Source organism: Pseudomonas sp. GW821-FHT04C07, from assembly GCF_059420325.1.
This window is the reverse complement of the sequence record NZ_JBWKTM010000003.1, coordinates 152,407-165,394: the sequence shown is the minus strand read 5'-3', so window position 1 is coordinate 165,394 and position 12,988 is coordinate 152,407. Positions and strand designations below refer to the sequence as shown.

The following is a 12,988-nucleotide window of genomic DNA, read 5'->3' as shown; positions in this document are numbered from 1 at the left end:
TTATCCACAGAAGGTTTTTATGTCCTCCGATAAAGCCCGCGCAGACTCACTCTCGCTTCTGCTGTTTACCTTGCGCAGTGGCAAGCTGATGGCGATCAATCTGCTGAAAGTCAGTGAAATCATTCCCTGCCCGCCGCTGACCAAGCTGCCGGAGTCGCACCCGCACGTCAAAGGCATCGCCACTCTGCGCGGCGCGTCGCTGTCGGTGATCGATCTGAGCCGGGCGATTGGTGAAAAACCGTTGGTCGACCCGGACGGCGGCTGCCTGATCGTCACTGACGTCAGCCGCTCCAAGCAAGGTCTGCACGTTCAGGCCGTGAGCAAGATCGTGCATTGCCTGACCACCGATATCCGCCCGCCTCCTTACGGTGCCAGCGGCGCCAAGTCGTACATCACTGGCGTAACCCAGGTCGACGGCACCCTGGTACAAGTACTGGATATCGAGAAAGTCATCCACGGCATCGCCCCGGTACGAATCGAAATGGCACCAACCGAACTGAGCATGGAAGATGCCGAAGTGCTGGGTAATGCCAGGATTCTGGTGGTCGATGACAGCCAGGTGGCGTTGCAACAATCGGTGCACACCCTGCGCAACCTCGGCCTGCAATGCCACACCGCGCGCAGCGCCAAGGAAGCCATCGATTGCTTGCTGGACCTGCAGGGCACTGAACAGCAAATCAATCTGATCGTCTCGGACATCGAGATGTCGGAGATGGACGGTTACGCCTTCACCCGTACCCTGCGCGAAACCCCGGACTTCGCACACCTCTACGTGCTGCTGCACACCTCCCTGGACAGCGCGATGAACAGCGAAAAAGCCCGACTGGCCGGAGCCAACGCGGTGCTGACCAAGTTCTCCTCGCCGGAGCTCACCAAGTGTCTGATCGAGGCCGCCAAAGCCGTCGCGGCTCAGGGTATTTGAGCCTTGGCCGAGGACTACTGCCTGCTGCTGCGTCGAGACCTCACCAAGGTTTTGCCGCCCGTCGCCTGGCCGGCCGGCATCAGCCTGACCGTTTACCGTGCGCCGCTTGCCGAAACGGTTCATGGGCTGATGGAGCTGGGTTATCGGCAGGGCGGCGGCAGCGTGCCAGCACTGGACATTTGGCGTGAACGCTTCGAAACCGATGCCGAGTATGACCCGGCCCTGTGTTTTATCGCCACGCACGCCCAAGGGATTGTCGGCGTCGCCCAGTGCTGGACAAGCGCCTACATCAAAGACCTGGTGGTGCATCCCAGGGCTCAAGGCCAAGGGCTTGGGCGGGCTTTGCTGTTGCATGCATTCAGGGTTTTCCAGCAAAAACGCGAAGAGTATGTCGATTTGAAAGTGCTGGAAGATAACCATCGGGCCCGGCGCTTGTATGAAAGCGCGGGCATGCGTCTGGTGCGCAGAGAACTCGTTCCAGCGTAACCCAGGCTGCGATCCTGGCGGTCCGGGATCCACCCAAGAATGACTGGCGCATAACTTGCTTCGTAACAGGCCTTTGCAGTGACTCTGTGGGTAATCCCGTCACCGCTCTCATCTATCAATTGCAGCCGGCCGTTCAATGAATACAACGTTTTCCTGCGTAGGTTGCGGCAAGTGCTGCGCCGACCATCACGTCCCCCTGACCCTCGCCGAAGCCCGGCAGTGGGCGGCTGACGGCGGCAACGTGATCGTGCTGGTGGAAGGCTTTCTCGGCAATGGCCTGGGCTTGCCTTTGCAGCAACGCGAGCATGCCGAACGACGTTCCTGTGTGGTGCCCAGCGGTGTGACCGAGGCTTATGTGGCGATCACCTTCGCCGCGTACAACGTTGGCCCCTGCCGGAATCTTGACGAAGACAACCTCTGCCGGATCTATGAACGCCGGCCTTTGGTGTGTCGCATTTACCCCATGGAAATCAATCCACACATTGCACTCAAGCCAGCCGCCAAGGACTGCCCGCCAGAATCCTGGGAAAAAGGCCCGCAGCTGATTGTTGGCGGCGAGTTGGTCGACCGGGAACTGGCCGGCTTGATCCAGCGTTCGCGCCAGGCTGATCGGGACGACATCCAGACCAAGGAAGCCATCTGCGAACTGCTGGGCATTCGGACTACCGCGCTCAAGGGCGACGGCTTTACCGCTTACCTGCCGGACATGACGGCGTTCGCCATGGCCATCGAGCAGATTGAAGCGCAGCCACCCGCGAGTTCGACCAGCGAGTGGTTGTTCCATGTATCCGGGACAGATATCGCCGAACAAGTGCAGGCCGCCGGAGCGCAGGTGGCAACGACGCAGCCTTCAAACTACGCCTTCATCTCGCTGCGTGCGGCTTGATGCATCTGTGATCGCTCCCACGCTCTGCGTGGGAATGCAGCCGTAACGCTCTGCGTCACTGCCGAAAGCGGACGCGGAGCGTCCAGTGAGGCATTCCCACGCAGGAGCGTGGGAACGATCCAACGATCCATCCGGATCAATGACTCAGCGCTTGCCCATCGAGCGACGGGTGCCGGGAGGCGCTGCGCCCGGAGTCTTGGTGTGGCCGTTCTTGGCACCGTTTTTATACCAAGGCTGGCTGGCATTCTTCGCCGCGGCAAGCTCGCCCGGCTTGAACGGGAACTTGAACGCTGGGATTGCGGCTTTGTCTTCGGTGTCTGCGCTGGAGTCGACGCTGTTTTGCAGGTCAGCCTGTTCCTCGCTCTGGACGTCAGCAGCAGGCGGTTGTTTACGGGAAGTCATGAAAGCTCCAAGGGTGTAAAAATGGATCTGGCCGGGGTGACGGGCCGCAGAAGCCGGCAGTATACCTGTGCGACTGCGATCTTTAACCTGCGCACCGCGCGAATGGTCAGCCATTACTGACAGCGTTGTCAGTTAGCAGTCATTTTGCTGACCGGGTTTGAGGACTATAAGTAAGCCATTGATACTGGCCAAATCCCTCGACCACTTTGCTCTGGCGTCCTACAAGCATGCGTATTCAAAAAAAAACGGTGTTGATCGCAGGATTGCTGATTGCCTTGGCCGCAATGGCCACCTGGTTTGTGACCGGGCCGACCACCGCCAAACCGGCGGCGCCGACCGTGATTCCAGTGCGGGTGATCAGCGTCGAGCAGAAGGACGTGCCACGCTATGTCAGCAGCATCGGCTCAGTGTTGTCGTTGCACAGCGTAATCATCCGGCCGCAGATCGATGGCATCCTGACCAAACTGTGGGTCAAGGAAGGCCAGCTGGTAAAAACCGGTGATCTGCTGGCCACCCTCGACGATCGCTCGATTCGCGCCAGCCTCGATCAGGCCCGCGCTCAGCAGGGGCAAAACCAGGCGCAGCTGCAAGTGGCCGAGGTCAATCTCAAGCGATACAAACTGCTAAGCGTCGATGATGGCGTCTCCAGGCAGACCTACGATCAGCAACTGGCGCTGGTGAACCAGTTGAAAGCCACCGCGCAAGGCAATCAGGCGGCCATTGACGCTGCGCAAGTCCAACTGTCCTACACCCAAATTCACTCTCCGGTGACCGGTCGAGTTGGCATTCGCTCCGTCGATGAAGGCAACTTTCTGCGCATGAGCGATACCCAAGGCTTGTTCTCAGTGACCCAGATCGACCCGATCGCCGTCGAGTTCTCCCTGCCGCAACAGATGCTGCCGACCCTGCAAAGACTGATCGGCGCCCAGACCCAAACCCAGGTCAACGCCTATCTTGGCGCCGACACCGATGGTGTAACCGGCGACTTGCTCGGTGAAGGCCATATGACCCTGATCGACAACCAGATCAACACCAACACCGGGACCATTCGCGCCAAGGCCGAATTCAGTAACGCCGGGCAAAAGCTCTGGCCAGGGCAATTGGTGACCATCAAGATCCAGACCGCCCTCGACAAAGATGCCTTGGTAGTGCCGCCATCCGTGGTGCAACGCGGGCTCGATCAGTATTTCGTCTATCGGGTCAAAGCCGACGAAGTGGAAGTGGTGCCGGTGCAGATGGTTTATCAGGGCAGTGACCTGAACATCATCAAGGGTGTGCAGCCCGGTGATGTGCTGGTGAGCGACGGCCAGTCGCGGCTCAAGGCAGGTTCCAGGATCGAGGTACTCAATGAGCCGACACCGGTCATTCAAACCGCGAAATCGGAGCTGCAACCATGAAGGGCCATGGCTCGGTTTCGGCCTGGTGCATCGATCACCCGGTCTCTACCCTTCTGCTGACCTTTGCGCTGGTGCTGCTGGGGCTGATCGCCTTCCCGCGACTGCCCATCGCGCCGTTGCCGGAAGCGGAGTTTCCGACCATCCAGGTCACTGCGCAGTTGCCCGGTGCCAGCCCGGACACCATGGCCTCCTCAGTGGCCACGCCACTGGAAGTACAGTTCAGCGCCATCCCCGGCATGACCCAAATGACCTCCAGCAGTGCCTTGGGCTCTACCAACCTGACGCTACAATTTACCCTCAACAAAAGCATCGACACCGCAGCCCAGGAAGTTCAGGCGGCGATCAACACCGCCTCCGGCAAGCTGCCCAAAGACATACCGAGCCTGCCGACCTGGAGGAAACTCAACCCGGCCGACAGCCCGGTTCTGATCCTCGCTATCAGCTCGACGCAGATGCCCGGCACCGAACTCAGCGACTATGTGGAAACCCTGCTGGCGCGGCAGCTCAGCCAGATCGACGGTGTCGGCCAGATCTACGTCACTGGCCAGCAACGCCCGGCCATCCGCGTCCAGGTCGCGCCGGACAGACTGGCGGCCGTCGGTCTGACCCTGGCCGATATCCGGGTAGCCCTGCAGCAGGCTAGCTTGAATCTGGCCAAGGGTGCGCTATACGGCCCGTCGAGCATTTCCACGCTGTCGACCAACGACCAGTTGTTTCACCCCGAGGAGTATGGGCAGTTGATCGTCTCCTACAAGGACGGTGCACCGGTCCACCTCAAAGATGTCGCGCGGGTGATCAATGGCTCGGAAAACGCCTATGTTCAGGCCTGGTCCGGTGATCAACCAGGGTTGAACCTGGTGATCTTCCGTCAGCCCGGCGCCAACATCGTCGGGACCGTCGACCGCATCCAGGCTGAACTGCCGCGCCTGCAAGCGATGCTCCCGGCCACGGTGCAAGTGACCGTACTCTCGGACCGGACCAGGACCATCCGCGCCTCGTTGCATGAGGTGGAAATCACCCTGCTGATTGCTGTGTTTCTGGTGATCGCGGTGATGGCGCTGTTCCTGCGCCAGTGGTCGGCGACGATGATTGTTTCCAGCGTGCTTGGCGTGTCACTGATCGCCAGTTTAGCGCTGATGTACGCGATGGGTTTCAGCCTGAACAACCTGACCCTGGTGGCGATCGTGATCTCCGTGGGTTTTGTGGTGGACGATGCGATCGTTGTGGTGGAGAACATTCACCGTCACCTCGAGGCCGGTGACGGCATGCGCGAGGCTGCAATCAAGGGCGCCGGCGAGATCGGATTTACGGTGGTCTCCATCAGCTTCTCGCTGGTGGCGGCGTTTATCCCGTTGCTGTTCATGGGTGGTGTGGTCGGACGGCTGTTCAAGGAGTTCGCCCTGACCGCGACCTCGACCATTTTGATTTCGGTGGTGGTGTCGTTGACCCTGGCACCAACCCTGGCCGCACTGTTCATGCGAGCCCCGGGACACAATGCCCATACCAAACCCGGCTTCGGCGAACGACTGCTGGCGCTCTACGAAAAAGGCCTGCGGCGCGCCCTCGCCCACCAACGGCTGATGCTCGGGATTTTCGGCCTGACGTTCGCCATGGCGATCGTCGGTTACGTGATCATTCCCAAAGGTTTCTTTCCGGTGCAGGACACCGGTTTCGTGCTCGGGACCAGTGAAGCGGCGGCCGATGTGTCCTACCCGGACATGGTGGCCAAACACCTGGCGCTGGCGAAAATCGTCAACGCGGACCCGGCGGTTCAATCGTTCTCCCATTCCGTGGGCGTGACCGGCAGCAACCAGACCATCGCCAACGGCCGCTTCTGGATCGCCTTGAAAGACCGCAGTCAACGCGACGTCAGCGCCAGCCAGTTCATCGACCGGATCCGTGCGCAACTGGCCAAGGTTCCGGGGATCGTCCTCTATCTGCGGGCCGGCCAGGATATCAACCTCAGCTCTGGGCCGAGTCGCAGCCAATACCAATACGTGCTCAAGAGCAACGATGGACCAACCCTGAATACCTGGACCCAGCGTCTGACGGAAAAACTGCGAACCAACCCGGCGTTCCGTGACATTTCCAACGACTTGCAACTGGGCGGCAGCATTACCCACATCAGCATCGACCGCAGCGCGGCAGCGCGTTTTGGCCTGAATGCCAGCGATGTCGACCAAGCGCTTTACGATGCGTTTGGCCAGCGTCAGGTCAACGAATACCAGACCGAGACCAACCAATACAACGTGATCCTCGAACTCGACGCCAAGCAGCGCGGCAAGGCCGAAAGCCTGAATTACTTCTACCTGCGTTCGCCCCTCAGTGGCCAGATGGTCCCGTTGTCGGCGCTGGCCAAGGTCGATCCGCCCACCGTCGGGCCGCTGTCCATTGCCCATGACGGGATGTTCCCGGCCGCCAACTTGTCATTCAACCTCGCCCCCGGCGTGGCGTTGGGCGATGCGGTGATCATGCTCAACCAGGCGAAGAACGAGATCGGTGTGCCCGCCTCGATCATTGGCAATTTCCAGGGCGCAGCCCAGGCGTTCCAAAGCTCGCTGGCCAGCCAGCCATGGCTGATTCTCGCGGCGCTGGTGGCGGTCTACATCATTCTCGGCGTGCTCTATGAGAGCTTTGTGCATCCACTGACGATCATCTCGACCTTGCCCTCGGCCGGCCTTGGCGCCCTGCTGATGCTGTGGATCTGGGGCCAGGACTTCTCGGTCATGGCGTTGATCGGCCTGGTGCTGCTGATCGGGATCGTCAAGAAAAACGGCATCCTGATGATCGACTTTGCCCTCGAAGCCCAACGCAAAGGTGGGCTAGCGCCGCAAGAGGCCATCTACCAGGCCTGTCTGATCCGGTTCCGGCCAATCATCATGACCACCCTCGCCGCGCTGCTCGGTGCCCTGCCGCTAATGCTCGGCTATGGCACCGGCGCCGAACTGCGCCAGCCGCTGGGGATCGCCGTGGTTGGCGGACTGCTGGTGAGTCAGGCGCTGACGTTGTTCACCACACCGGTCATATACTTGTGGCTTGAGCGGCTATTCCATCGGCCCAAACCAGCCCCAGTGCTGGCGACCACTGACTGAGGCGGGGTCATGCGCGTTCTGATTATCGAAGACGAAGACAAAACCGCGGATTACCTGCATCGCGGTTTGACCGAACAAGGCTACACCGTGGACCTGGCCCGGGACGGCGTCGAAGGTCTGCACCTGGCGCTGGAAAGCGATTACGCGGTGATCGTGCTCGATGTAATGCTACCCGGCCTCGATGGTTTTGGCGTGCTGCGTGCGCTGCGTGCGCGCAAGCAAACCCCGGTGATCATGCTCACCGCCCGCGAGCGCGTCGAAGACCGGATCAAGGGCCTGCGCGACGGCGCCGATGACTACCTCGGCAAACCCTTTTCCTTTCTCGAACTTGTGGCGCGTTTACAGGCATTGACCCGCCGCAGCGGCGGTCATGAGCCGGTGCAGATCAGCATCGCCGACCTGTGGATAGATTTGATCAGCCGCAAGGCCAGCCGGGCCGGCACGCGCCTGGACCTGACCGCCAAGGAGTTTTCGCTGCTCAGCGTGCTGGCCCGGCGTCAGGGTGAAATCCTCTCGAAAACCGCTATTGCCGAAATGGTCTGGGACATCAATTTCGACAGCGATGCGAATGTCGTCGAAGTGGCGATCAAACGCCTGCGGGCCAAGCTCGACGGACCGTTCGAAGAGAAACTGCTGCACACCATTCGCGGCATGGGGTATGTGCTGGAGAGCCGTGGTGTCTAACTCCATTGCGTTACGTCTGAGCGGCATGTTCACCCTGGTGGCTTTGCTGGTGTTCCTGCTGATTGGCTGGGCGCTCTATCAACAAGTCGACAAAGGCCTGGGCCTGCTGCCCGAAGCCGAACTGGTTGCGCGCTACAGCGTGCTCGAATCGGCCCTCAACCGCGATGGCACACCCGAACACTGGGTGAAGATCAACGCCAAGCTCAAGCTGCTCGGCGAAGAAGACAAACGCATCCGTTTCTGGGTGGTCAGCGGTGATGCCAGCTATGAATATGGCGCCCCGGACGCACAAATTCGCGCCTTTGCCCAAGGACCTTTGGGCATGCGTGACTTGACCTTGCCGGACCATCCTTATCCGCTGAAAGTGTTGGTCAGCCAACTCCCGGCCAAGGACCAGCAACCACCGCTGCGCTTTCTGATCGGCATCGACACCGAGACCTTCTCCCAGACCCAGCATCACTTGCTGATCGCCCTGATCAGCCTGGCCATCGTCGGTGTGTTACTGGCCTCGGTCTTGGGCTATTGGGTCGCACGGATCGGTCTGAAGCCATTGATAAAGTTGTCCCAGGAAGCTCAACGTCTAGCGCCGCCGTTGCTGTCCGGACGCCTGCAACTGTCACCGTTGCCGCCGGAACTCAATCAATTCGTCAGCGCCTTCAACTCGACACTGGAACGGGTCGAGCAAGCCTATTCACGCCTTGAGTCGTTCAACGCCGATGTGGCCCACGAGTTACGCTCGCCCCTGACCAACCTGATTGGCCAGACCCAGGTCGCACTGACTCGCGGGCGTTCGGCCGAGCACTACTTCGAAGTCCTGCAATCGAACCTTGAAGAGCTTGAGAGACTGAGGTCAATCATCAATGACATGCTGTTTCTGGCCAGCGCCGACCAAGGCAGCAAAGCCACCAAACTCACCCCGACGTCACTGGCCGATGAAGTCGCGACGACTCTGGATTATCTGGACTTCATTCTCGAAGACGCTCAGGTGAAAGTCGAAGTCAGCGGCGACGCCAACGTGCAAATCGAAAAAGCCCATCTGCGTCGGGCGCTGATCAATCTGCTGAACAATGCCGTGCAACACACCGCCCCCGGACAAGTCATCCGTGTACAGATCGAGGTGCAAGAACACCAGGTTGCCATCGGTGTCGCCAACCCCGGCAAGGCTATCGCCAGCGAACACCTGTCGCGGTTGTTTGAACGCTTCTACCGGGTCGATGCCTCGCGCAGCAACAGCGGCGCCAACCATGGATTGGGACTGGCCATCGTCAAGGCCATTGCGTTGATGCACGGCGGTGATGTGTTTGTGCGCAGCAATGACGGAATGAATACATTCGGTATTTACCTGCCGATTTAGCCCCTGATGATCGTTGCGATCGTTCCCACGCTCCGCGTGGGAATGCCTCACTGGACGCTCCGCGTCCGCTTCGATTGTGACGCGGAGCGTCACGGGCCGCATTCCCACGCGGAGCGTGGGAACGATCAAGAGCGTGGGAACGATCAGGCTCCTGACTATTACTGTAAAGGCAACAGTCCTTTATGCAATCCGCTCTTTTTCCCGACCTTGAAGACCGTTACTTTTGCCGCACTCACTAACACTTGCTCTGCAAGAAGGTCTTCAAGATGTCCAACGCCATGGGTATTGCCAGCGCTTTCGTTTTGTCTTTTTTATTCCTGTCACCCTTCGCCATGGCCAAAGAGTCTCCAGCATTCATTGCGCAAAATGCCGCACGCGCCAATGCCTTCGAAAAGTCCCAGGCCGAGTTGACTGCCAAGGCGCAAAACCCTGAGCAATCCCGGCAAACGTCAGCCAATCAGGCGCAACCACAGGTTGAGAAAGACAGCTGATCAGCACCATCGCTCTGTTTCCCTCGACACTTCTCTGGGCTCTTTCTCCTGAGAAGTTGTCTTCAAAGCCGCTGCTATCAGCGGCTTTTTTTTTTGCTGTGTATAAACACCAACCTGCCTGGTTTTTTCTTGAGAAACACCCGCCGTATTTATACAGGTGCAAAAAATAACAACGGCCATTATTGATCAAAGGCGTTCTACTTCACGTGAGTCGTGCATTCAAATTCAGCCCTCTGTTCATTGCACTTGCTGTAACGATCGCCCCAAACGCCTATGCAGCAAACGACTCAACCGAAGACTTCGTTGAAGGTTCCTGCTTCAAGCTCGATGCTCAAGACCTGGTACAGCGCCGACGGTAAGAACGCCAGGCACCGGAAGCGCGATGTCGACGATTACCGAGTGATCGTCGATTACCCGTTGAATGTGTTCTAAGCTCATATAAGCAAAAGGCCAGCACGTTTTGCTGGCCTTTTTTATGCCCGGGATTTATACATGCGCCATAGGCGCAACAGGTCTCTGTCACTCTGCCCGCTTCCCTCGCAACAACTTCATTACCGCCCAGACAGCAGAAGTCAGAACCATGAGTGTGAGCAGTGCAACATCCCCGCGCCCGCCCCCCGTCAGCCGGTCGGAGTGGATCCTGATTCTCGGCAGTTCGCTGACTGTGATTGCCATTCTGAGCATCGTGACCTTTCTGCTGATCCGCGAACACCGTAGTGCCGAGTTAGCCGCAGCTCGTGCTGCCTCCAACATTGTGCAGTTGATCGACGCCGACGTGCTGCGCAATGTCGAGCTCTATGACCTGTCCTTGCTGGGATTGATTGCCGCTTCGCAGCGTACCGACCTCAGGACGGCTTCCCCGCAAATACGTCATCTGGCGATGTTCGATCGAGCAACTGCCGCCCCCCATAAAGGCGACATTCTGTTACTCGATCAACACGGCGACGTCCTCGCCGACTCGGCCTCAGTTGAACCTCGAACGGGTAACTTCGCCGACCGTGAATACTTTCAGTCCCATGTAAACAATCCCGCCCCTGGAATGTTTATCAGCCGGCCGTTCAGGGCCAGACGCGCCAATCACGACTGGCTCATCAGCTTCAGTCGACGCATTTCATCCCAACAGGGCGAATTTCTCGGTGTCGCCCAAGCGGCCATGCGCCTGAGCTACTTCAATCATCTGTTCAGGAGTTTGCGTATCGATCGTGACAGTTCGGTCAATCTGATCAGCACTGACGGCGTCCTGCTGGCCCAGGAGCCGCCCCTGGCCGATGACCTGATCGGCAAGGACTTCAGTAACCGACCAAACTTCATGCGCATTCTGCGAGAAGGCAATGGCAGCTTTAACAGTGTCTCGAGCCTCGATCACCGACAGCGGCTGTACACCTTCTCCCGGGTTGGCAAACTGCCATTAATCGTCGTGGTAGCACTCTCGACCGATGAGGTACTTGCTTCATGGAAGCGCACCACAATACTGATCAGCAGCGCCACCGGCGTGCTTTGTATCGGCCTGCTCTGGCTGACCTGGCTGCTGTGCCGCGAGCTGCGTCTGCGCCACAACGCCGAGCAGGAACTGGCGCAATTGGCCGCAACCGATGCACTGACCGGTGTGGCCAACCGCAGAACACTGGATCAGGTACTCAACCGTGAATGGGTTCACGCACAGCGTTCGGGCAAGCCATTGTCGATACTGATGATCGACGCGGATCATTTCAAGGCCTTCAACGACCGGCACGGCCATCAGGTCGGTGACGAGGCGCTGCGCACGGTCGCCAGTGTGATCAGCGAGCATATCCGTCGCCCGGCGGACCTTGTCGCCCGTTATGGCGGCGAGGAGTTTGCCGTGGTCCTGGCCGAAACCGATACCCTTGGCGCGTTGCGCATTGCCGAGAACATCCGCGCCGCCGTCGAAGTGCTTGCACCGATCAATGGCGACAATTTGCCAATCACCGTGAGCATCGGCCTGGGCACTTGGTCGGGAGAGCCCGGGGAAAGCCTGGAGACACTGCTGTTCGCTGCCGACACAGCGCTCTATCAGGCCAAATACAGTGGGCGAAATCGGGTGGTTACAGGCTGACATCCACGTTGCGAATAGCGGCCCCATCCAGGGCAAGCCTCGCGCCTGCAAGGAAACGCGGACACCTGTAGGAGCCGAGCTTGCTCGCGATGAACGATGACGCGGAGTGTCAGATTTGCCGCCATCGCGGGCAAGCCTCGCTCCTACGGACATAAAAAAAGGCCACCCGAAGGCAGCCTTTAAAAACTAAAGAAAGAGAGTGTTACTTACACTGCCGCAACGGGACGCATGTAAGAGATCGGTGCAGTGCTGGCATCTTCGAAGGTCACGACTTCCCAGGCATCTTTCTGCTCAATCAATTTGCGCAGAAGCTGGTTGTTCAGTGCATGCCCCGACTTGAAGCCGCGGAACTCACCTATCAGGCTGTTGCCCAGCAGGTAGAGGTCACCAATTGCATCGAGGATCTTGTGCTTCACGAATTCGTCTTCATAGCGAAGGCCGTCTTCGTTCAGTACACCATCCGCGTCGACCACGATGGCGTTTTCAACGCTACCGCCGAGTGCGAGGTTGTGCTTGCGCAGGTACTCGATATCACTCATGAAACCAAAGGTCCGGGCGCGGCTGACTTCTTTTACGAACGAAGTGCTGGAAAAATCCACGCTGGCACTTTGAGTGCGGTCACGGAACACCGGATGATCGAAATCGATCTCGAAGCTCACTTTGAAGCCTTCGAAAGGGACGAAAGTGGCGCGCTTGTCGCCGTCTTCCACTGTCACTTCACGCAGGATGCGGATGAACTTCTTGGCTGCGTCCTGTTCTTCCAGGCCGGCAGATTGAATCAGGAATACGAAGGGTCCAGCGCTACCATCCATGATCGGGACTTCGGACGCGGAGAGCTCGACGTAGGCGTTATCGATGCCCAGGCCAGCCATGGCCGAGAGCAAGTGCTCCACCGTGTCCACTTTGGTGTCACCGTTGACCAGTGTGGTCGACATAGTGGTTTCACCAACATTTTCCGCGCGAGCAGGAATCTGCACCACAGGGTCCAGGTCGGCACGACAAAACACAATGCCGGTGTCTACAGGTGCAGGCTTGAGGGTCAGGTATACCTTCTCCCCGGAGTGCAGACCTACACCTGTGGCACGGATAATATTTTTCAGGGTGCGTTGTTTAATCATGGCTTGGGCCGCTTCAGCGCAAATTGCGAACTGGTATCAACAAAGGCTGGCGATAATAGCAGACCAGGCCTTTGCTGAACAC

The 12,988-nt window shown here is 58.8% G+C and carries 11 protein-coding genes and 1 pseudogene; 10 read left to right on the top strand and 2 right to left on the bottom strand.

Annotated elements, in window-relative coordinates; all coding sequences use genetic code 11:
- The first annotated feature begins 19 nt into the window (after positions 1 to 19).
- The 3 genes from AC07UI_RS07480 (at position 20) to AC07UI_RS07470 (ending at position 2,294) form a co-directional block, all read left to right on the top strand.
- Positions 20 to 922, top strand: coding sequence for a chemotaxis protein CheV (locus tag AC07UI_RS07480; RefSeq protein WP_494991880.1), 903 nt, complete (start codon positions 20 to 22; stop codon positions 920 to 922).
- A 3-nt stretch (positions 923 to 925) separates the two neighbouring features.
- A complete protein-coding gene (locus tag AC07UI_RS07475; RefSeq protein ID WP_494991879.1) occupies positions 926 to 1,408 on the top strand; it encodes a GNAT family N-acetyltransferase in 483 nt (160 codons plus the stop codon).
- 136 nt (positions 1,409 to 1,544) lie between these two features.
- Complete coding sequence (locus AC07UI_RS07470) at positions 1,545 to 2,294, top strand: YkgJ family cysteine cluster protein (protein WP_494991878.1); 750 nt, start codon at positions 1,545 to 1,547, stop codon at positions 2,292 to 2,294.
- 144 nt (positions 2,295 to 2,438) lie between these two features.
- Here AC07UI_RS07470 and AC07UI_RS07465 read toward each other — a convergent pair whose 3' ends face one another.
- Positions 2,439 to 2,696 carry a hypothetical protein gene (locus tag AC07UI_RS07465; protein WP_494991877.1) on the bottom strand — a complete coding sequence of 86 codons (258 nt, stop codon included), beginning with the start codon at positions 2,694 to 2,696 and terminating at the stop codon, positions 2,439 to 2,441.
- Between the two features lie 227 nt (positions 2,697 to 2,923).
- Between AC07UI_RS07465 and AC07UI_RS07460 the strand changes: the two genes are divergently transcribed.
- The 7 genes and pseudogenes from AC07UI_RS07460 (at position 2,924) to AC07UI_RS07430 (ending at position 11,788) form a co-directional block, all read left to right on the top strand.
- Entirely contained in the window at positions 2,924 to 4,093 is a 1,170-nt protein-coding gene (locus tag AC07UI_RS07460; protein ID WP_494991876.1) for an efflux RND transporter periplasmic adaptor subunit, read from the top strand.
- Positions 4,090 to 7,185: a multidrug efflux RND transporter permease subunit gene (locus tag AC07UI_RS07455; RefSeq protein ID WP_494991875.1), complete on the top strand. Its 3,096-nt coding sequence runs from the start codon at positions 4,090 to 4,092 to the stop codon at positions 7,183 to 7,185. Before AC07UI_RS07460 ends, AC07UI_RS07455 begins: the two co-directional genes overlap by 4 nt.
- 9 nt (positions 7,186 to 7,194) lie before the next feature.
- Positions 7,195 to 7,869, top strand: a complete 675-nt coding sequence (locus AC07UI_RS07450; protein WP_494991874.1) for a heavy metal response regulator transcription factor — start codon at positions 7,195 to 7,197, stop codon at positions 7,867 to 7,869.
- Positions 7,859 to 9,223: a heavy metal sensor histidine kinase gene (locus AC07UI_RS07445; protein WP_494991873.1), complete on the top strand. Its 1,365-nt coding sequence runs from the start codon at positions 7,859 to 7,861 to the stop codon at positions 9,221 to 9,223. The genes AC07UI_RS07450 and AC07UI_RS07445 overlap by 11 nt, the downstream gene beginning before the upstream one ends.
- Positions 9,224 to 9,489: 266 nt before the next feature.
- The gene (locus tag AC07UI_RS07440; protein ID WP_494991872.1) at positions 9,490 to 9,714 is read left to right on the top strand and encodes a hypothetical protein; all 225 of its coding nucleotides are present in this window, start codon (positions 9,490 to 9,492) and stop codon (positions 9,712 to 9,714) included.
- Between the two features lie 339 nt (positions 9,715 to 10,053).
- Positions 10,054 to 10,146 (top strand): annotated as a pseudogene (locus AC07UI_RS07435) (hypothetical protein); the annotation flags it as partial.
- A gap of 148 nt (positions 10,147 to 10,294) precedes the next feature.
- Positions 10,295 to 11,788, top strand: coding sequence for a diguanylate cyclase (locus AC07UI_RS07430; RefSeq protein ID WP_494991871.1), 1,494 nt, complete (start codon positions 10,295 to 10,297; stop codon positions 11,786 to 11,788).
- A gap of 206 nt (positions 11,789 to 11,994) precedes the next feature.
- Here the strand turns inward: AC07UI_RS07430 and lpxC are convergent, their stop codons facing one another.
- Positions 11,995 to 12,906 carry a UDP-3-O-acyl-N-acetylglucosamine deacetylase gene (lpxC, locus tag AC07UI_RS07425; protein WP_494991870.1) on the bottom strand — a complete coding sequence of 304 codons (912 nt, stop codon included), beginning with the start codon at positions 12,904 to 12,906 and terminating at the stop codon, positions 11,995 to 11,997.
- Positions 12,907 to 12,988 lie beyond the last annotated feature (82 nt).